Origin of the sequence: Bordetella ansorpii (genome assembly GCF_900078705.1) — a bacterium.
Classification (GTDB): domain Bacteria; phylum Pseudomonadota; class Gammaproteobacteria; order Burkholderiales; family Burkholderiaceae_B; genus Bordetella; species Bordetella ansorpii_A.
In genome coordinates, this window is sequence record NZ_FKIF01000002.1 from 743,186 (window position 1) to 761,913 (window position 18,728).

The following is an 18,728-nucleotide window of genomic DNA, read 5'->3' on the forward strand; positions in this document are numbered from 1 at the left end:
GGATTCCGGTGGAAGAAACGCCGCATTATCCCGCACGCGGCCGGCGTCAGCGCATCACCAGCCCGCCGTCCACGAACAGCACCTGCCCGGTCATGAAGCCGCTCCAGTCGGATGCCAGGAACAGCACCGGTCCGGCCACGTCCTGCGGCCTGGCGATGCGGCGCAGCGGCGTGGCGGCGATCAGCGCATCGCGGAACGACGCCTGCGTGCCGGCGCTGGCCGAGGTCGGGTAGACCAGGCCGGGCGCCACGCAGTTCACGCGGATGCCGAAGGGGCCGAGTTCCGCCGCCAGGTTGCGGCTGAACGCCACCAGCGCGGCCTTGGCCGTGGTGTAGTCGTGGTACGGCACCACGGGATGCTCGGCCAGGTTGGTGGCGATGTTGACGATGCAGCCCTGCGCGCGGCGCTTGAAGTGCGGCAACGCCGCGCGGCACACGTGATAGGCCGCGCCGACCGCGCCGTCGAACTGCGATCGATAGTCCCGCCAATCCAGGTCATCGAACACCTTGCGCTGCCGCGGATCGAAGGCATAGGCGCGCAAGGCATTGTTGACCACCACGTCCAGCCGGCCGGCCTCCCGCACGATGGATTCGATCATGGCGCGCACGGCCTCGGGCACGCTGACGTCGGCCTGCACGGCCCAGGCATCGCCGCCCGCGGCCTGGCATTGCGCCACCACGGCATCGGCCGCGGCCGTGTTGCTCAGGTAGTTCACCACGACCGTGGCGCCCTCGCGCGCGAAGCTTCGCGCGATCTCGGCGCCGATGCCGCGGCTGGCGCCCGTCACCAGCACCACCTTGCCCGCGAACTTCATGGCGTCGTTCATCTCAGGTCCCCGGCAGCAGGCTGGCATCGACCACGCCGGCCACGTCGACCGGGCGCTGGATCAGTCCCAGCGCGTGGTAGGCGTCGGCCGCCTTCTGCAGCGAGGGAATGTCGAATGCGCCCAATGCGCGCCCGGCCGCCTGGGCCGAGGCATTGCGCGCGCGGATCACCTCCAGGTTCACCTCGCGGTCGGTGCCGTCGATGGCGCGCCTGGAGGCGATGGCCGCCGCTTCCTCCGGCCGCGCGATCATCCACGCGGCGCTGTCGCGGTAGGCCTTCAGGAAGGCGCGCAGCAACGGCTGGCGCTGTTGGAGGACCTGCTCGCGCACCACGAAGAGATCGCTGGACACGTTCAGCGAGTCGCGGACCTGCATCACATCGACATCGCCCAGCCCGCGGCGCCGGCCCACCAGCAGCCCGGTGTCGGTGGCGGCGGTGGCATCGACCTGGCCCTGCAGCAGCGGCGCGAAGTTCAGCACGCCGGTCACCACGATCTGCACGTCCCGCTCCGTCAGGCCGGCCTGGTGCAGCATCACCAGCAGGTTCTGGCGCGTGCCGCTGGACAGGCTGTAGACGCCGATGCGCTTGCCCTTCAAGTCCGCCGGCCGCTTGATGTTGGCCGATTTGCGCGACACCACGTTGAAGACGTTCTGCGGATAGATGTCGTAGATCGCGCGCAGCTTCTCGCCCTTGTCCAGCGCCGTGAACAGCGAACCGGGATCCGTGAAGGCCACGTCGGCCTGCCCGCTGAGAAGGTTGCGGATGGCGTCGCCGCCGCCCGCGCCGGGCAGATAGGCCAGATCCAGCCCCTGGGCCTTGAAGAAGCCCTTGTCGGGTTCGGCCAGCAGGTTGGTGATCTCGGAGATCGGCTTGCTCCAGCCGGCCAGCGTGACCTTGCCGAGCGTGGCCTGGGCGCGTGCGGCGGCGGGCGCCAGCGATGCGGCGGCAAGGCCGGCCGCGCCGGCCAGCAACGCGCGGCGTTGGGGGGAAGAAAGCATGGCGGAAGTCCCGTGGATCATGGTTGTTGCTCGGCGTAAGGGCGCAGCAGGCGCCGTTCCAGCAGCAGCGTGGCCTGATAGCCCAGCAGGCCGATGGCGGCGATGGCCGCCAGGGCCGCGAACATCAGTGGCGTATCCATCATGCCCTGCGCGGCAATGATGACCGCGCCCAGCCCACGGCTGGCGCCGATGAATTCGCCGACGACGGCGCCGACCAGGGCCAGCACCAGCGCCACGCGCAGGCCCGCCAGGATGCCGGGCAGGCCGGCGGGCAGCTTCAGGCGCAGCAGCGTCTGCCCGCGCGAGGCGCCCAGCATGCGGAACAGCTGCACGCGGTCGGGGTCGACCTGCCGCAGGCTGGTCAGGGTGTTTTCCATCAAGGGAAAGAAGCAGATCAGCGCGGTCATCACCACGGTCGGCGCCAGCCCGAAGCCGAACCAAAGCACGAACAGCGGCGCCAGCGCCAGCTTGGGCACGACCTGGCTGACGATCACGTAGGGCTTGAGCATGCGCTCCAGCGCGGCCGATTCGGCCAGCGCGATTCCCATTGCCAGCCCGGCCAGGCCGCCCAGCGCCAGGCCCAGCAGCATCTCCGCGACGGTGGCGCCGATGTGCGGCCAGAGATAGCCGCTGGCCAATGTGGTCCACAGCGCGCGTGCCACGGCGGAAGGCGCGGGCAGCACCAGCGCCGACAGGCCGGCCTGGCGCACGGCCAGCTCCCAGGCGGTCAGCAGCACGATCAGCAGCGCCGCCGGCAGCAGGCGGGATTGCAGCACCGGCTTCATGGGCGGTCTCCGGTCATGGCGTCGTAGACCTGCGCGCAATAGTGGTTGAACGTGGGTTCGTGACGCATCGCCTGCGTGCGCGGGGCGGGCAGCGCCACGGCGACGTCGGCCACCAGGCGGCCATGCCGCATCACGCCGACGTGGTCGCCCAGGTAGACGGCCTCCGCGATGTCGTGGGTGACGAACAGCACGGTGGTGCCGCGCACGCGGCACATGCGCAGCAGGTCGTCCTGCAGTTCGCCGCGCGTGATGGCGTCCAGCGCGGCGAAGGGTTCATCCAGCAGCAGCAGCGCGGGATCCAGGATCAGGGCGCGCGCCAGCGCCACGCGGCTCTGCTGGCCGCCGGACAGTTGGCGGGGGTAGTGGTGCGCATGGCCGGACAGGCCCAGCAAGGCCAGCAGGTCGTGGGCGCGTTCGAGGTCCGAGGGCAGGGGCTTGCGCTGCAGCGATACCGGCAGCAGCACGTTGTCGATGACGTGACGCCACGCCAGCAGCGTGGGGGCCTGGAACACGTAGCCCAGGTGCGGACCCGTGGCGGCCGGCGTGCCATCCGCGCGTTGGATCTGGCCCGATTGCGGCGCCATCAGGCCGGCGGCCAGTTTCAGCAGCGTGGTCTTGCCGCAGCCGCTGCGTCCGACCAGGCAATGAAAGGCGCCGGCGTCCAGGCGCCAGTCGACTCCGTCCACGATGGGCGGATGGCCGGGATAGCCGTAGGCGACCCGCTGCAGAGAGAGGAACGGCGCCATCATGGCAGGCTCATGGCTCGTACCGCGCATAAGGCTCCGCGGCGGATTCGGCGGATGGCTCGATCTCGGTCATGCGCACCAGGTCCAGCAGGTTGAAGCGGCCGTCGTGGTGCCAGCCGGCTTCGGGCATGCTCATCGATCCCAGCGCGCTGATGCGCGTGACGCCCGCGATGCCCAACTGGTCGGCCAACGGGTAAAGCTCTTCCGGCGTCGCGGCCACGCCAGCGGTTTGCAGGTAGGGGGCCAGGCCGGCCAGCGCGGGCACGACCTCGTCCAGCGCATCGATGGCCGCCACGGCGACGCTGCGTTGCAGGGCCGTCGGCGCCAGGGCGCGGGCCGTTTCGGTGTACGACACGCTCCAGGCCGCATCGGGTTCGCCCAGCAGGGCATCGCTGGCCGCCAGCGTCCATTCGATCGATTGCCGCCATCTGGCGACGCCGGCCGATTCTTCCAGGTCCAGCGCGCGGCGCGCAAAGCGCCGTTGCAGGTTGGCAAGCTCACCGGCCAGGTATCCCGCGAAGTCGCGCGGCGAGACCGGGCCGCCGCGTTGCACATAGAAGATGTGCGGCGAATAGCATCCTTGCTGGTCATAGCGCATCACGTCCCATGCGGCGCGGCGGGCCAGCACGGGCGCGTTCACGGTGTCCAGCGCGCTGGCGCTGACCACGCCGAAACCCAGTTTGTGGCCGTGCGCCAGGAACCGCGTCGTCACCGGCAGCCGCCGCTGTATGGCCTGCAGCACCTCGTTGCCGCCGTAGGCCACCACGGTGTCGGCCTGCGCATACAGCGCATCGGCCTGCTCGCCGCCCGCGCCGCGCCACCACACGACAGCCAGGCAGTCGGCCAGCGGCGGATGCACCTCGGCCAGCAGGCGGGCGAACCAGCCGGCGAACAGCGGCTCGGCGCTGGGCAGCTTGCCGATGCTGCCCGCCTTGACCAGCAGACCGCACACCAGGCTCCACAGCGCCAGCGCGGGCACGTTGCCGGCCCAGCTGTGGGCCAGCAATCGCGGGCCGTGGGCGCGCACCGCACCGCCCTTGGGCGCGGGCTGGAAACCGTCGAGCACCTTGGGATTGGCGAAATCCTCGGCCACGAAGCGATGCAGCTGCGGCGCGCGGAAGGTCCTGAGGAAGCCGGTCAATCCCAGGCGCACCATTTCGGCGTCGTAGCCGCTGACCAGCGGCAGCAGCGCATCCGCCTGCTGGCGATAGGGATCGTTGCCGTCGAGCAGGCGCGCGATGGCGCGGTCGATGACGGTGATGATCTCCGACACCGTCATCGTCTTCAGGTGCCGGTCGCTGGCCTGTGCCACGCGCTCGGCGAGCGCCCGCATCTGCGGCGCGGACAGCACGGGCACCGCCACTTCCAGCTGCTGGCCGTCTCGCGAGAAAGACAGCGCCTGCCATTGCACCTGGGCGGCATCCAGGCCCGGCAGGTAGCCGGCTTCGATTCTGCGTACGCTCATGGGTCCACCCGTGTTGCTTCGGCCTGGCGCCGTCCGCATCATGCCGCCGCCGATCGCACGAATTCTTCCACCGCCAGCGAGCATCCCTTGGCCTGCGCGCCTTGCGCGCGGCCCAGCAGCAGGAATCCGCCCTCGGCCGGCTCGCCCACGTCCTCGGTCAGGATGGTGCTGACGGAATTGCAGTTGCCCAGATCGCAATGCGCCAGGATGCCGCGCTCGCCGGCGGGCACCGTGCGGCCGGTGGCGGGATCGACCAGCCGCCAACGGATCCAGTGCGGCCCCGACTTCACCGACGGCACGGTGGCGTTGCCGTCGTCGTAGAACTGCGTGCTCAGCTCCGTCATGCCGTACATGTTGATGCACAGCGCGCGCGGCACGCCCAGCAGTTCGGAAAGCTCGGCATAGAAGGTGTCCAGCGGCAACTCGCGCGACTGGCCCTTGTAGCCGCCGGTGTCCAGGATGCGGCTGCCCGGCGGCAGGCGGAAGCGTCGGCCCGCCGCGCGCAAGGCGTCGATCACGTGCACGAAGCTGAAGCTGGCGCCCAGCAGCGCATAAGGCTCGCCACTTTGCTCGGCCTGCTCCAGGCGCCGCCACAGGCCGTCCATGTCGATGCCCCGTGGCGACATGAAGTAGCGGCTGTCTTCCGTGCCGAAAGCTGTCCTGGCCAGCGCCAGGTAGTGCGCCAGCGACGAGTTCGGCATGGCGATCTCGTCCGGGAACAGGATGCCCATGGGCAGGCGCTCGACGCCCTGCATCACGCGCTGCGCGAAGTTGCGCGTCATCGACAGGTCGTACACGTCCAAACGCGGATGGAAGTGCCGGCCGCGCCGGTCGGCGCGCGTGGTTCCGCTGGTCATGAAGACGCGCTCATCCGGCACGGGCGGTTCGCAGCGCAGCTCCATCACCTTGAAGGCGTCGATGGGCACGGCCGGGATGTCGCTCCAGGTCTTCACGGTGCGCACCGTGGCGCCGCGGCGCTGGCAGAAGCTGCGATAGGGCGCGTTGGCGGCGTACTGGTAGGCGAACAGGCGCAGCGCGAGGTCGTCGAACTGCGCGTCGGTGCAGCCGTCCCGGGCGATGAATTCGAGCAGTTCCGCCACCGGTGGTTGGGCGTGGTTCATGGGCATTCGTGTCCTGTACAGGGAAACTCCGAAGCCCGCCTGCGCCAGGGCGCGCCTGGCGCGCCATCCTGTTCAGGTCGATGCTCTTCTTACGCCGGTATGAGCCGGGTCAAGTTCGCGGGTCTGAATCTCAGCACTGGCGTGCACCCCGGAGCAGCAACCATGTTAACCCGGCACGGCCAAGGCGGCTCGATCCACCGTTTGCTGCGATGCGGCAGACGGCTGCGCGCATGCGTCAGGCCAACGCGTTGAGCGCCGCGATCACCTGCTCGCGGTAGGCGGGCAGCAGGCCGCGCACGCGTGCCCGGTCGGCATGCCACTGGGCGGTTTCGGCGCCCGAGGCCACGCGCGGCGCCGCCCATACCGCATCCGGAAAATGCCGGTCGCCACGCCAGCGCGGAATCACGTGCCAGTGCAGGTGCGGCACCATGTTTCCCAGCGCGGCGAGGTTGACCTTGTCGGGGTGCAGCACGTCGCGTTGCGCCTGCTCCACGGCATAGACCGCTCGCATCACGCGTTCGCGGTCGGCCACCGCCAGCGCGGTCATCTCGGGCACGTGGGCGTTCCATACCACGCGCGTGAAGCCGGGGTAGTCGGCATCATCCACCTCGATCACGCGCAGGTGATCGCCGCGCCACAGCAGTGCGCCGCCGTCCTGCCGGCACAGCGGGCAATCGGCGTCTTGAAGGGTCATGGAAGAATCCTGGGTCGGTGCGATGCGCTCAGGGCATCGCCTTGCGGTATTGAACGAAGCCGGAACGGTCGGCGATGCGATCGTACAACTGCATGGCGGTCTCATTGGTCTCGTGCGTCAGCCAGTACACGCGCGATGCGCCGTGTTGCCGCGCGTCGGCGTACACATGCTCGATCAGCGCGCGGCCCGCGCCAGCGCCGCGTACGTCGGGCGCCACGAACAGATCCTGCAGATAGCAGTAGTCGCCCTGCGTCCACGTGGAGCGGTGGTGGATCCAGTGCACCATCCCGATGGCCTTGCCGTCCAGCACGGCCAGCGCGGCATTCACGGGTTCGGCGGGATCGAGGAAGCGCCGCCAGGTGCCATTCGTGACGTCGTCCGCGATGTCGACGCGATAGAACGATTGATAGCCTTTCCACAGCGGCAGCCAGGCATCGAAGTCGTCGGAGGAAACAGGGCGGATCTGCGGGTTGGACATGAGAGCGTGAGCGGGTCAAAGTTGCGATTCGAGGGCCTGCACCACGTGGCGCAGGACTTGCAGGCGGGCGTGGCGCTTGTCGTTGGCCGAGATCAGGTGCCACGGCGCATGGCCGCTGTCGGTGCGGGCCATCATCTCGTTGGCGGCATCGGCATACGGTTGCCACTTCTCGCGGTTGCGCCAGTCGTCGGGCGTGATCTTGAAATTCTTGAACGGCGAGGCCTCGCGTTCCTGGAAACGTTCGAGCTGCACCTCGGGCGTCACCGCCAGCCAGAACTTCAGCACGATGGCGCCGCTGTCGGCCAGTTGCTTCTCGAAATCGTTGATTTCGCCATAGGCGCGCTGCCAGGCCATGGGCGGCGTGAACTTCTCCACCCGTTCGACCAGCACGCGGCCATACCAGGAGCGGTCGAAGATGGCGACGCGGCCGTGCGAGGGGATGCGGCGCCAGAAGCGCCATAGATAGGGCCGGGCCAGTTCGTGCGGGGCGGGCGCCGACACCGGCGTGATGTCGAACTGGCGTGCGTCCAGCGCCTGCGTGACGCGCCGGATGGCGCCGCCCTTGCCGGCCGCGTCCTGGCCTTCGAACACCAGCACCAGCGAATGCGCGTCGAACTTCGGGGATCGCACCGCGCGCGCCAGCCGTCCTTGCAGCAGGCCCAGTTCGGTGTCGTACTCGTCCTTGTCGGCGTGCACTGCGTAGTCCAGCCTGGCCAGGCGGTCGGTGATGCGCGGGTGGGCCGGCGTACGCGGCTGCGACACCCGAGGGGCGCCGCGGCGGCGCAGCGCGCGCAGCACGGTCTCGGCGGTGCATACGGTGCGCATGGATTCGTCGGCGCTCGCCACGATCACCCACGGGGCATGCGGCACGTCGGTATGCGTCAGCGCCACCTCGGCCGCCGAGCGCAGCCGCTTGAATTTCCTGGCGACCTTGCGATCGGCAGGCGTGACCTGCCACGAGGTCTCGGGGCTGGACAGCAGGCGCTCGGTACGCTCGGCCTGCGCCTTGGCCGACAGGTGATACCAGAGCTTGACCACCTGCACGCCATTGGCGGCCAGTTGCGCCTCGAAGGCCCGTACCTGCGTGGCGTGGCGCTCCAGCGCGTCGGCATCGGGATGCTTGCGCGCGGCTTCGCGCAGCAAGGGCTGATACCAGGAGCCGAACACGATGCCGATACGTCCATTTTCGGGCAGTTCGTTCCAGTAGCGCCACAGCGGCGGGCGCTGCGCCTCGGATTCGGCGGGCGGGCCGAAGGCCATGGTGTGGATGTGGCGCGGATCCATCCATTCGTTCAGCAGGTTGATCGTGGCGCCCTTGCCGGCGCCGTCGATGCCGGCCACCACGATGAGCAGCGAGCGGTCCGCTTTCTTCAGCAGGTCGTACTGCGCTTTCAGCAGCGCGGTGCGCAGGCGCGCTTCCTGGGTCTTGAACTTGTCCTTGGGCAGGACGGGATCGGTTTCCGCTTCGCTGAACATGAGGGCAGGGCGCCTTGCTGGGGATGGGGATCCGGGGATGTTGCGGGATATCGGGCGTGGATGCAAGGCGGCGGCGTCTGCCGCGGCCGCGTTGGCGGGCGCCGCAGGATAGCGGGACCGATATCGGCACGGTCTTCGCGCATTGGCCCGTCCGCCAGCGCCGGGTGGGCCGACACGGCAACCCGGCGCTGCTTCAATCGTACGACCGCACGTCGTCGATCACCTTCCCGTCGTTCGGCAACGATTGCGGCGCGGCCCATTCCACCTCGGCCCGCAGCTTGGTCACCTCCCGTACCGTCTGCGCAATACTGGCGGCCAACGCCGGCGTGCCCGAGCCGTTCTCGATCTTCAGCGTCATCAGGTCGCTGCCCACCTTGCCGCTGATCACCAGCCGCGCACGCCCGACGCCGGGATGGCGCGCCACCACCTCGGCCACCTGGGAAGGATGCACGAACAGCCCCCGAACCTTGGTGGTCTGGTCCGCCCGGCCCAGCCAGCCACGGATGCGCGTATTGGTGCGTCCGCAGGGCGACAGCCCCGGCATCACCGCCGACAGGTCCCCGGTCCCGAAGCGCACCAGCGGATAATCCGGATTGAAGGTCGTGATCACCACCTCGCCCACTTCGCCATCCGGCACGGGCTCGCCGGTGCCGGGCCGCACGATCTCCAGGATCAACTCCTCGCCCAGCACCAGCCCGTCGCGCGCCGGCGTCTCGAACGCGATCATCCCCAGATCCGCGCTGCCGTAGGCTTGATACCCCGCCACGCCGCGCGCCAGCAGCCAGTCGCGCAGCGACGGCGGAAAGGCCTCGCCCGAGACCAGCGCATGGCGCAACGAGGGCAGGGCGATGCCCAGCTCATCGGCCTTTTCCAGGATGATCTTCAGGAAGCTCGGCGTGCCCACGTAGCCATGCGGCGCCAGGTCGGCAATGGCGCGCACCTGCTGCTCGGTCTGGCCCGTGCCGCCCGGAAACACCGTGCAGCCGATGGCGTGCGCGGCCGTCTCCATCATCGAACCCGCCGGCGTGAAGTGATACGAGAAGCAGTTGTAGGCCAGTTGCCCCGGGCGAAAGCCCGCCGCATACAGGGCCCGCGCGAAGCGCCAGTAATCCGGGCGCGCGCTCTCGGGTTCGTAGATGGGGCCGGGCGAGGCGAAGGCCCGCATCGCCTGCCCCCAGCCGATGGCCGAGAAGCCGCCGAAGGCCTTGCCCGGACCGGGTGGCGCGTCGCCGGCACGGCTTTCCTGCTGCGTTTCCAGCAGTTCGTGCTTGCGCAGCACGGGCAACTGCGACAGCGCCTCGCGGCCGGTGATGCCGCGCAGGTCGATGCCTTGCAATTGCCGCCCGATGGCCGGGGCGCTGGCCGCCGCGCGTTGCAGGGCCTGCGGCAAGGCGCCCATCAGGCTCTGTTCGCGCGCGGCCGGGTCGCGGGTTTCCAGGGTGTCGAAGAAGTCGGACATATGAGCGCCTTTATGCGATGCGGATGCGCCGATGTGGAAAATGGGATTCAGGCCAGCCAGCGTTTGCGGCGGCGGTAGAACTTCTGGTCGCGGAAACTCTTGCGCTCGCCGCTGGCGATGCCCAGGTAGAACTCCTTGACGTCCTCGTTGCGCGCCAGGTCGCTGGCCGCGCCGTCCATCATCACGCGGCCGTTCTCCAGGATGTAGCCGTAGTCCGCGTAGCGCAGCGCGATGTTGGTGTTCTGCTCGGCCAGCAGGAAACTGACGCGCTCGCGTTGATTGAGGTCGCGCACGATCTCGAAGATCTCTTCCACGATCTGCGGCGCCAGGCCCATCGAGGGCTCGTCCAGCAGGATCATGTTGGGGCTGGCCATCAGCGCGCGGCCGATGGCCGTCATCTGCTGCTCGCCGCCCGAGGTGTAGCCGGCCTGGCTGGCGCGCCGCTGCTTCAGCCGCGGAAAGTACTGGTAAACCTTGTCCAGCGAGGCGGACACCTCGCCGCGGCCCTGCCGCGTGTAGGCGCCCGTCAACAGGTTTTCCTCGACGGTCAGGTGCGCGAAGCAGTGCCGGCCTTCCATCACCTGCACCACGCCGCGCCGCACCAGTTCGGCCGGCGACAGCCGCTCGATGCGTTCGTCGCGATAGCGGATGTGGCCCTTGGTCACGTCGCCGCGTTCGCCCTTCAGCAGGTTCGACACCGCGCGCAGCGTCGTGGTCTTGCCGGCGCCGTTGGCGCCCAGCAGCGCCACGATGCGGCCTTCGGGCACCTGCAGCGACACCCCCTTCAGCACCAGGATGACGTGGTTGTAGATGACCTCGATGCCGTTGACGTCCAGCAGCACTTTCTGCGGCGTGGCCGCGGGCGCCTGCGAGGCGCCGGAAGCGGGTAGGGGTTCCATCGCGATTCCTGTGAGGTTGCGACGCGCCGCCGGCATGGGCCGGCGGCGCGTCCAGATCATCAGCCGGCGCAGTTGCGCGGGGTGATGTTCTTTTCCTTGGCGTACTTGGCCGCCATTTCCTTCACCAGCGGGCCGACCACGTTCTTGTCCGCCTGATACCAGTCGGACTTCACTTCGAACTTGGTGCCGTCCCACTGCGCGATGCGCGCCCAGTCGCCTCCCGTGTGATCGGCGCAGCTCGTCTTCACCGGTTTCATGATGTCGCCGAAGCCCAGTTCGTTCAGCCGTTCCTGCGTCAGGTTCAGGTTCTCGAAGCCCCAGCGCACCTGTTCGGGCGTCATGGCGCGGCCCTTGCCGTACTTCTCCTGCGCCGTCCGGATGGCCTCGACCTGCAGCATCGAGATCATCATGCCGCGCGTATGCGCGATGGTGCCCAGCGTGTTCTTGGCGGTGCTGTCGCTGCCCTCGCCCTTGTCGTAGACGAACTTCTTCAGGTCGGCATGCACCTTGCCGTTGGCCGCGGCGCTGTTGTGGATGGTGACGGTGTTGTAGCCCTTTGCCACCTGGCCCAGGTCCTTCACGTCGCCTTCCGAACCCGCCCACCAGATGGCATACATCTTGTCGCGCGGATAGCCGCTGGCCTGTGCTTCGCGAATGGCGGTCGGCGTCATGATGCCGGCGCTCCACAGCAGCACATATGCGGGGCGCTGCTGGCGTATTTGCAGCCACGTCGATTTCTGCTCGACGCCCGGCGCGGTCACGGGATACAGCAGCAGCTCGAACCCTTGCGCCGCGGCGCGCTTCTGCAGCAGCGGAATGGGTTCCTTGCCATAGGGCGAGTCGTGATAGACCAGGGCGATCTTCTTGCCCTTCAACTTGTCCATCCCGCCTTCCTTCTTGGCAATGTCCTGGATCATCACGTCGGCCGCGGTCCAGTAGGTGCCCAGCAGCGGAAAGTTCCACTCGAACACGCTGCCATCGGTGGATTGCGACAGCCCATACCCGACGGTCTCGACCGGAATCTTGTCGACGATGGCCTTGTCGCTGACGGCGAACGTGATGCCGGTCGATTGCGAATCGAAACCGGCGGCCCCGGTGCCACGTCCCTTCAACCGCTCGTAGCACTCGACGCCACGGTCCGTGGCATAAGCCGTCTCGCACTCCTCATACGTCAGCTTCACGCCATTGACGCCGCCGTCCCGGGCGTTCACCAGCTTCAGGTAATCCAGCTTGCCATCCGCCCAGGGGATCCCCAGCGGGGCAAACGAGCCGGTGCGATACACCAGCAGCGGAATGAACTGCTCATCGGCCACCGCCGGCGCAGCCGCCGCCAGCGAGCCCAGGACGGCCAACGCGGCCGCGGCGGATTTCAGGTTCAGGCGCTTCATAGTCGTTGTCTCCGGAATGCCCGGTCTATCTGCCGGGTGGGTTTGGATACTTCGTTACGAGATTGAGCTGCTGTTTCGATGAAACGGGTTGTTTGTTGCTGCAGATATCTGAGTTCTTGAGACGCATCGCTGTGGCTGGAATGGGCCGCGCCGGCCAAGTCGTCGGGCGCGGGCGCGCCACCAGGCGCCCTCGGTCCCGCCACGCGGGACTGCCCCTCCTCCAATTGGCCGTCACGGCCCATTCCAGCCACAGCGATGCTCAAAACATCTCCATATGTCGGCCGTCGAAACCCTCTTGTTGCACGGGCCCATCAGCCGGGGTTGAGACATGCGAAGTTCCTGCTCTTGCATCGTGAAACCCTTGCCACCACACACTCAGTGCAAGCGGCCAACTACAGAAGCCGCTCATGAAAGTTCCTCCAACCTGCCACCACCGCCGCCAAGCACACCTCCCACTCCCCCAAAGACAGTCTCCACAAAGGTGCAGGCCCTTTTGATTCATGAGTCAGCCGGCCACCCGGGACATCGACGGCCAATTGGAGGAGGGGAAGCCGCGCAGCGGCCGAGGGCGCCTGGTGGCGCGCCCGAGCCCGACGACTTGGCCGGCGATGTCCCGGGTGGCCGGCTGACGCCTCAAGAACCCAAAACCGAAACCCCCCACAAGCAATCAACACCCCCCCACCGCAAGGCTTTCAATGAGGAAACGGCCACATCCTCAACTTCTCCTTCCCGATGCTCCACAGCCTGGCCAAGCCATGCGGTTCCGCGATCAGGAAGAACACGATCAGCGCCCCGAACACCATGTGCTCGATGTGCGCCGCCGTGTCCACCGACAGCGGCAATCCCAGCATGTGCGGGATGTTCGTCAGCGCGACGGGGACGAGCACGATGAACGCCGCCCCGAAGAAGCTGCCCAGGATCGACCCCAGTCCGCCGATGATCACCATGAACAGCAACTGGAACGAACGCGTCAGGTCGAACGCCAGGGGCTCCCACGAGCCAAGATGGATATAGCCCCACAGCGCCCCCGCCACGCCCACGATGAACGAGCTGACCGCGAAGGCCGACAGCTTCGCGTACATCGGCCGGATGCCGATCACCGCCGCCGCCACGTCCATGTCGCGGATCGCCATCCACTGGCGGCCGATCGCGCCGCGCACCAGGTTCTTGGCCAGCAGCGTGAAGAGGGCGACGAAGGCCAGCACGAACAGGTACCGTTGCGTGGCCGTCTGCACCGGCAGTCCGAACGCCGTCATGGCGGGCACCGACACGCTGCCCGATGACGAATAGTTCGTGAAGAACGGGATGCGCAGGAAGGCCCAGTCCACGAAGAACTGCGCGGCCAGCGTGGCCACCGCCAGGTACAGGCCCCGGATGCGCAGGCTGGGGATGCCGAAGATCACGCCCACCAGCGTGGCGAAGCAGCCGCCCACCAGGATCTGCAGCACCAGCGGCGTGCCGGGCAGCCGCACGCCCAGGTTCCAGGCCGCGTATGCGCCCACCGCCATGAAGGCGCCCGTGCCCAGCGAGATCTGGCCGCAGTAGCCGACCAGAATGTTCAACCCGACCGCCGCCAGCGACAGGATCAGGAAGGGAATCAGGATGGCGCGCAGGAAATAGTCGCTGGCCAGCAGCGGGATGCCCACAAAGGCCACCGCCAGCAGCAGGAAGATGAAGATGCGGTCCTGGCGGATCGGGAAGATCTGCTGGTCGGCGCGGTAGCTGGTCTTGAACTGGCCGTTTTCGCGGTAGAACATATTTTTATCCTCAGATCCGGTCGATGATCTTCTCGCCGAACAGCCCTTGCGGGCGGAACAGCAGGAACACCAGCGCCAGTACGTACGCGAACCAGATTTCGATGCCGCCGCCCACCAGCGAACCCAGGTAGACCTCGGACAGCTTCTCGCCCACGCCGATGATCAGCCCGCCGATGATGGCGCCCGGCACCGATGTCAGCCCGCCCAGGATCACCACCGGCAGCGCGCGCAGCGCCGCGGTCGACAGCGTGAACTGCACGCCGAACTTCGAGCCCCAGATGATGCCGGCCACCAGCGCCACCAGGCCCGCCACGCTCCACACGATCACCCAGATGCGGTTCAGCGGGATGCCGATGGACTGCGCGGCCTGGTGGTCGTCGGCCACCGCGCGCAGCGCCCGGCCCGTGGACGTGTACTGGAAGAACAGCGCCAGCGCCGCCACCAGCAGCGCCGCCACCAGGGCGGCCGTCAGGTCCTCCAGGTTGATCAGCAGGCCGCCCTCGAACATGCTCTGCAGGATCACCGCCGGATCCTTCGGCATGCCCACGTCGATGGAGTACACCGAGCTGCCGAACGCGATCTGTCCCAGTCCATCCAGAAAGTAGCTGATGCCCAGCGTGGCCATCAGCAGCGTGGTGGCCTCCTGGTTCACCAGGTGGCGCAGCACGAAGCGTTCGACCGCCACCGCCAGCACGAACATGATGGCCGCGCTGACGATGAAGGCCAGTATGTTGGCGACCAGCATGTTCTCGAAGCCGAGCCAGCGCGGAATCCATTCGGAGAACCGCGCCATCGACAGCGCCGCCACCAGCACCATCGCGCCCTGCGCGAAGTTGAAGACGCCGGAAGCCTTGAAGATCAGTACGAAGCCCAGGCCGATCAGCGCATACAGCATGCCGCTCATCAAGCCGCCGAACAGTGTTTCCAGGAAAAATCCCATCGTCGTTCCTCGTCCTCAGTGCGCCAGCGCGGCTTCGCCGCCCACGCCCAGGTAGGCGCGGATCACGTCGGGGTTGGCGCGCACCTCGTCGGGCGTGCCGTCGCCGATCTTCTTGCCGTAGTCCAGCACCACCACCCGGTCGGAGATGTCCATGACCACGCCCATGTCGTGCTCGATCAGCACGATGGTCGTGCCGAACTCGTCGTTCACGTCCAGGATGAAGCGGCTCATGTCCTGCTTCTCCTCGATGTTCATGCCGGCCATCGGCTCGTCCAGCAGCAGCAGCCTGGGCTCCATCGCCAGCGCGCGGCCCAGGTCGACGCGCTTCTGCAGGCCATAGGGCAGGCGGCCCACCGGCGTCTTGCGATAGGCCTGGATCTCCAGGAAATCGATGATGTTCTCGACGAACTCGCGGTGCGCGATCTCTTCGCGTTCGGCGGGGCCCCAGTGCAGGGCCTGCGCCAGCAGGCCGCACTTCATGCGCAGGTTGCGCCCGGTCATGATGTTGTCCAGTACGCTCATGCCCTTGAACAGCGCCAGGTTCTGGAAGGTGCGCGCGATGCCCATCTCGGCGGCGCGGCGCGGGTTCATGCGCGAGAAGCGCTCGCCGCGCAGCATGATGCCGCCCTTCTGCGGCGTGTAGACGCCGTTGATGACGTTGAGCATCGAGCTCTTGCCCGCGCCGTTCGGACCGATGATGGCGCGGATCTCGTGCTCGCGCACGTCGAAGGAAATGTCGGTCAGCGCCTTGACGCCGCCGAAAGACAGCGAAATGCCCTGCATGTCCAGCATGACGCCGCCGATGCGTTGCGTAGGTTGTCTGTCGCTCATGTCAGTGCCTCAGGCCGCCTTCGCCGTGATGGCGGGAAAGGTCTTCACGGGGCAGATCCGCAGGTCCGCCGAGATGCGGCCCGTGCGGCCGTCCTCGTACTTCACCTCGGTTTCGATGAACTGGTTCTGCCGCCCGCCGTACAGCGCGTCCACCAGCACCGCGTACTTCTGCGCGATGAAGGCGCGCCGCACCTTGCGGGTGCGCGTCAGTTCGTCGTCGTCCGGGTCCAGTTCCTTGTGCAGGATCAGGAAGCGCGCCACCTGCGAGGCCGCCAGCCGCGCATCGCCGGCCAGGTCGGCGTTCACCTTTTCCACGCAATCGCGGATCAGTTCGTACACGGCCTCCTTGCCGGCCAGGTCGGTGTAGCCCGCGTAAGGCAGGCCGCGCCGTTCGGCCCAGTTGCCCACGGCTTCCAGGTCGATGTTGACGAAGGCGCACACCTCCGACCGGTTCGCGCCGAAGGCCACGGCTTCCTTGATGTATGGAAAGAATTTCAGCTTGTTCTCGATGTACTTGGGCGCGAACAGGCTGCCGTCGGCCAGCTTGCCGACGTCCTTGGCGCGGTCGATGATCTTCAACTGCCCGTCGCTGTCCAGATAGCCCGCATCGCCCGTGTGGAACCAGCCCTCGGCGTCGCGCGCCTCGCGCGTGGCGTCGGGGTTGCGGTAGTACTCCTTGAACAGCCCCGGGCTTTTCACCAGGATCTCGCCGCTGTCGGACACGCGGATCTCTACGCCATCCACGGGCGGTCCCACGGTGTCGTCACGCACCTGGCCGTCGGCCTGCACGCATACGAACACCGAGGTCTCGGTCGAGCCGTACAGCTGCTTCAGGTTGATGCCGATGGAGCGGTAGAACACGAACAGGTCCGGCCCGATGGCTTCGCCCGCGGTGTACGCCACGCGCACGCGGCTCATGCCCAGGGCGTTGCGCAACGGGCCGTACACGGTGAGGTCGCCCAGCAGATAGCAGAAGCGGTCCCACGGGTTCACCGGCTGTCCGTCGAGGATGCGCGTGCCGACGCGGCGCGCCAGTCCCATCGCCGCGTGATACAGCTTGCGCTTGAGGTAGCCCGCGTCTTCCATGCGGATGGTGACGTGGGTCAGCAGGCCTTCCAGCACGCGCGGCGGCGCGAAGTAGTAGGTGGGGCCGATGTCGCGCATGTCGATCGACACCGTCTCGGGCGACTCGGGATGGTTTACCGTGAAGCCCGACACCAGCAGTTGGGTGTATGAGAACATGTTCTGCCCGATCCAGGCCGGCGGCAGATAGGCCAGCACGTCCTCGCGGTCCGTCAGGCGTTCCATCTCGGCCACGGCCCGGGCGCGATCGATCAGCGCATGGTGCGTCAGCACCACGCCCTTGGGACGGCCCGTGGTGCCCGAGGTATAGAACATCGCGGCCGGGTCGTGCGGCTGCACGGCGGCGGCGGCCTGTTCGTAATGATCGGGATGCTGGCGGGCGTATTGCTCGCCCAGTGCCTGCAGCTGTTCGTACGCGCACAGCATGGCATCGGAGTAGTGGCGCAGCCCGCGCGGATCGTCGTAGACCACGTGCGCAAGCGCCGGACACTGCCCGCGCACTTCCAGCATCTTGTCGACCTGTTCCTGGTCCTCGACCACCGCCACGCGGATCTCGGCGTCCTGCAGCACGTACACCATCTCCTGCGCCACGGCGTCCTGGTACAGCGGCACGGGTATCGCGCCCAGCGCCTGCGCGGCCATCATCGCGATGTACAGGCGCGGCCGGTTCTCGCCGATCACGGCCACGTGCATGCCAGGACCGATGCCCAGATGGGCAAGCCCATTGGCCACCAGGCGGGCGTGATGCGCCACGTCTTGCCAGCTGAGCGTCTGCCAGATTCCGAGATCCTTCTCGCGGATGGCGGGACGCGCGCCGCGGACGCGGGCGTGCTCCTGCAGCAGCGCCGGAAAAGTCTGCGCCGCCGCCGGCACCGATGCGGGTGCAGGCGTTGTATGTGCCACGTTGTCTCCTCCGGTGCAATGCGCCCTTCGTCCGCAAGCGCGGCGATACGCGGGGCGCGCCCAGTTCGTTTTTAGATTTACGGCAGCACTTAAGGTATAAGGTTACGCTGCACTCAACTGTCGTTATCGCGACATTCGACGACAATCAAGGGTATTCCCCATGCAGATCGCCGACTCCCTGCAATTGGCTGCCGCCTGGTTCCGCGTCCTCGACGCGAACCAGCAGACGCGCGTCGAGCGCGACATCGCGGTGCAGCAGGTGCAGGCCGGCGCCATCATCGAACGCAAGGGCGATCCCGCGTTGGTATGGATAGGCGTATTGGCCGGCCTGGTGCGCGTGTCGGTCGGCAACTCCGACGGCAAGGTCGCATCGCTCACGGGCGTGCCCGCCGGCGGATGGATCGGCGAAGGATCATTGCTCAAGCGCGAGGTGCGCAAGTACGACGTGGTGGCGCTGCGCGATTCCGTCGTCGCGCGTCTGCCCGCCGCCACCTTCGACTGGCTGCTGGACAACAGCATTCCGTTCAACCGCTATCTGCTGCATCAGTTGAACGAGCGCGTCGCGCAGTTCATCGGCAAGGCCGAGTACGACCGCCTGCTCGATCCCGATGCGCGCGTGGCGCGCTGCCTGGCCGAGCTGTTCAATCCCTTGCTCTATCCGGGCATGGGCATGCGCCTGGCCATCACGCAGGAAGAGGTGGGCTACCTGGCGCGCGTGTCGCGCCAGCGCGTGAACCAGGCGCTGCGCAAGCTGGAAGATGCCGGTTTGCTGACCGTGGAATACGGCGCGGTGCGCGTGCGCGACCTGGATGGCCTGAAGCGCTACGGGTCGGATGTGTTGCGTGACGCCGAGGTGATGTAAAGCGGGCGCCGGACGCGC

General features: G+C 67.7%; 17 protein-coding genes and 1 riboswitch. Of the genes, 1 reads left to right on the forward strand and 16 read right to left on the reverse strand.

The genetic code is table 11. The annotated features are described in order from the left end of the window. Positions 1 to 46: 46 nt before the first annotated feature. The 16 genes from A6745_RS07015 to A6745_RS07090 all read right to left on the reverse strand — a co-directional run bounded on the left by A6745_RS07015 (position 47) and on the right by A6745_RS07090 (position 17,848). On the reverse strand, positions 47 to 826 hold the full coding sequence (locus tag A6745_RS07015) for a 3-oxoacyl-ACP reductase (protein WP_066125082.1): 780 nt from the start codon (positions 824 to 826) through the stop codon (positions 47 to 49). Position 827: 1 nt separating this feature from the next. Continuing rightward, positions 828 to 1,823 (reverse strand): ABC transporter substrate-binding protein, encoded by a 996-nt coding sequence (locus tag A6745_RS07020; RefSeq protein WP_066125840.1) that lies wholly within the window; start codon positions 1,821 to 1,823, stop codon positions 828 to 830. A 17-nt stretch (positions 1,824 to 1,840) separates the two neighbouring features. Next, on the reverse strand, positions 1,841 to 2,608 hold the full coding sequence (locus tag A6745_RS07025; protein WP_066125084.1) for an ABC transporter permease: 768 nt from the start codon (positions 2,606 to 2,608) through the stop codon (positions 1,841 to 1,843). Then, complete coding sequence (locus A6745_RS07030) at positions 2,605 to 3,357, reverse strand: ABC transporter ATP-binding protein (protein ID WP_231885925.1); 753 nt, start codon at positions 3,355 to 3,357, stop codon at positions 2,605 to 2,607. The genes A6745_RS07025 and A6745_RS07030 overlap by 4 nt, the downstream gene beginning before the upstream one ends. A gap of 7 nt (positions 3,358 to 3,364) precedes the next feature. Beyond that, positions 3,365 to 4,819, reverse strand: coding sequence for an acyl-CoA reductase (locus tag A6745_RS07035; RefSeq protein ID WP_066125088.1), 1,455 nt, complete (start codon positions 4,817 to 4,819; stop codon positions 3,365 to 3,367). Positions 4,820 to 4,857: 38 nt separating this feature from the next. Further along, a complete protein-coding gene (locus A6745_RS07040; protein ID WP_066125091.1) occupies positions 4,858 to 5,940 on the reverse strand; it encodes a LuxE/PaaK family acyltransferase in 1,083 nt (360 codons plus the stop codon). Positions 5,941 to 6,009: 69 nt separating this feature from the next. Then, positions 6,010 to 6,101: riboswitch (TPP riboswitch) on the reverse strand. Positions 6,102 to 6,175: 74 nt separating this feature from the next. Then, positions 6,176 to 6,634 (reverse strand): HIT family protein, encoded by a 459-nt coding sequence (locus A6745_RS07045; protein WP_066125092.1) that lies wholly within the window; start codon positions 6,632 to 6,634, stop codon positions 6,176 to 6,178. Positions 6,635 to 6,662: 28 nt separating this feature from the next. Beyond that, entirely contained in the window at positions 6,663 to 7,112 is a 450-nt protein-coding gene (locus tag A6745_RS07050; RefSeq protein ID WP_066125094.1) for a GNAT family N-acetyltransferase, read from the reverse strand. Positions 7,113 to 7,127: 15 nt separating this feature from the next. After that, the gene (gene pap / locus A6745_RS07055) at positions 7,128 to 8,588 is read right to left on the reverse strand and encodes a polyphosphate:AMP phosphotransferase (protein WP_066125095.1); all 1,461 of its coding nucleotides are present in this window, start codon (positions 8,586 to 8,588) and stop codon (positions 7,128 to 7,130) included. A gap of 193 nt (positions 8,589 to 8,781) precedes the next feature. Continuing rightward, a complete protein-coding gene (locus A6745_RS07060) occupies positions 8,782 to 10,047 on the reverse strand; it encodes a phenylacetate--CoA ligase family protein (RefSeq protein ID WP_066125098.1) in 1,266 nt (421 codons plus the stop codon). Positions 10,048 to 10,094: 47 nt separating this feature from the next. Further along, on the reverse strand, positions 10,095 to 10,946 hold the full coding sequence (locus A6745_RS07065) for an ABC transporter ATP-binding protein (protein ID WP_066125842.1): 852 nt from the start codon (positions 10,944 to 10,946) through the stop codon (positions 10,095 to 10,097). A 59-nt stretch (positions 10,947 to 11,005) separates the two neighbouring features. Next, the gene (locus tag A6745_RS07070) at positions 11,006 to 12,334 is read right to left on the reverse strand and encodes an ABC transporter substrate-binding protein (protein ID WP_066125100.1); all 1,329 of its coding nucleotides are present in this window, start codon (positions 12,332 to 12,334) and stop codon (positions 11,006 to 11,008) included. A gap of 692 nt (positions 12,335 to 13,026) precedes the next feature. After that, the gene (locus tag A6745_RS07075) at positions 13,027 to 14,091 is read right to left on the reverse strand and encodes a branched-chain amino acid ABC transporter permease (protein WP_066125102.1); all 1,065 of its coding nucleotides are present in this window, start codon (positions 14,089 to 14,091) and stop codon (positions 13,027 to 13,029) included. 10 nt (positions 14,092 to 14,101) lie between these two features. Next, complete coding sequence (locus A6745_RS07080) at positions 14,102 to 15,031, reverse strand: branched-chain amino acid ABC transporter permease (RefSeq protein WP_066125104.1); 930 nt, start codon at positions 15,029 to 15,031, stop codon at positions 14,102 to 14,104. A gap of 15 nt (positions 15,032 to 15,046) precedes the next feature. Then, on the reverse strand, positions 15,047 to 15,862 hold the full coding sequence (locus tag A6745_RS07085; protein ID WP_066125105.1) for an ABC transporter ATP-binding protein: 816 nt from the start codon (positions 15,860 to 15,862) through the stop codon (positions 15,047 to 15,049). A 9-nt stretch (positions 15,863 to 15,871) separates the two neighbouring features. Continuing rightward, positions 15,872 to 17,848, reverse strand: coding sequence for an AMP-dependent synthetase/ligase (locus A6745_RS07090; protein ID WP_066125106.1), 1,977 nt, complete (start codon positions 17,846 to 17,848; stop codon positions 15,872 to 15,874). Positions 17,849 to 18,008: 160 nt separating this feature from the next. Here A6745_RS07090 and A6745_RS07095 point away from each other — a divergent pair, with 160 nt between their 5' ends. Beyond that, positions 18,009 to 18,710 (forward strand): Crp/Fnr family transcriptional regulator, encoded by a 702-nt coding sequence (locus tag A6745_RS07095; RefSeq protein ID WP_066125108.1) that lies wholly within the window; start codon positions 18,009 to 18,011, stop codon positions 18,708 to 18,710. Positions 18,711 to 18,728 lie beyond the last annotated feature (18 nt).

What these genes read in the sequence shown, in the direction of transcription:
- A6745_RS07015 (WP_066125082.1), bottom strand. Translation starts at nt 826, where the DNA reads ATGAACGACGCCATGAAGTTCGCGGGCAAGGTGGTGCTGGTGACGGGC.
- A6745_RS07020 (WP_066125840.1), bottom strand. Translation starts at nt 1,823, where the DNA reads ATGCTTTCTTCCCCCCAACGCCGCGCGTTGCTGGCCGGCGCGGCCGGC.
- A6745_RS07025 (WP_066125084.1), bottom strand. Translation starts at nt 2,608, where the DNA reads ATGAAGCCGGTGCTGCAATCCCGCCTGCTGCCGGCGGCGCTGCTGATC.
- A6745_RS07030 (WP_231885925.1), bottom strand. Translation starts at nt 3,357, where the DNA reads ATGATGGCGCCGTTCCTCTCTCTGCAGCGGGTCGCCTACGGCTATCCC.
- A6745_RS07035 (WP_066125088.1), bottom strand. Translation starts at nt 4,819, where the DNA reads ATGAGCGTACGCAGAATCGAAGCCGGCTACCTGCCGGGCCTGGATGCC.
- A6745_RS07040 (WP_066125091.1), bottom strand. Translation starts at nt 5,940, where the DNA reads ATGAACCACGCCCAACCACCGGTGGCGGAACTGCTCGAATTCATCGCC.
- A6745_RS07045 (WP_066125092.1), bottom strand. Translation starts at nt 6,634, where the DNA reads ATGACCCTTCAAGACGCCGATTGCCCGCTGTGCCGGCAGGACGGCGGC.
- A6745_RS07050 (WP_066125094.1), bottom strand. Translation starts at nt 7,112, where the DNA reads ATGTCCAACCCGCAGATCCGCCCTGTTTCCTCCGACGACTTCGATGCC.
- pap (WP_066125095.1), bottom strand. Translation starts at nt 8,588, where the DNA reads ATGTTCAGCGAAGCGGAAACCGATCCCGTCCTGCCCAAGGACAAGTTC.
- A6745_RS07060 (WP_066125098.1), bottom strand. Translation starts at nt 10,047, where the DNA reads ATGTCCGACTTCTTCGACACCCTGGAAACCCGCGACCCGGCCGCGCGC.
- A6745_RS07065 (WP_066125842.1), bottom strand. Translation starts at nt 10,946, where the DNA reads ATGGAACCCCTACCCGCTTCCGGCGCCTCGCAGGCGCCCGCGGCCACG.
- A6745_RS07070 (WP_066125100.1), bottom strand. Translation starts at nt 12,334, where the DNA reads ATGAAGCGCCTGAACCTGAAATCCGCCGCGGCCGCGTTGGCCGTCCTG.
- A6745_RS07075 (WP_066125102.1), bottom strand. Translation starts at nt 14,091, where the DNA reads ATGTTCTACCGCGAAAACGGCCAGTTCAAGACCAGCTACCGCGCCGAC.
- A6745_RS07080 (WP_066125104.1), bottom strand. Translation starts at nt 15,031, where the DNA reads ATGGGATTTTTCCTGGAAACACTGTTCGGCGGCTTGATGAGCGGCATG.
- A6745_RS07085 (WP_066125105.1), bottom strand. Translation starts at nt 15,862, where the DNA reads ATGAGCGACAGACAACCTACGCAACGCATCGGCGGCGTCATGCTGGAC.
- A6745_RS07095 (WP_066125108.1), top strand. Translation starts at nt 18,009, where the DNA reads ATGCAGATCGCCGACTCCCTGCAATTGGCTGCCGCCTGGTTCCGCGTC.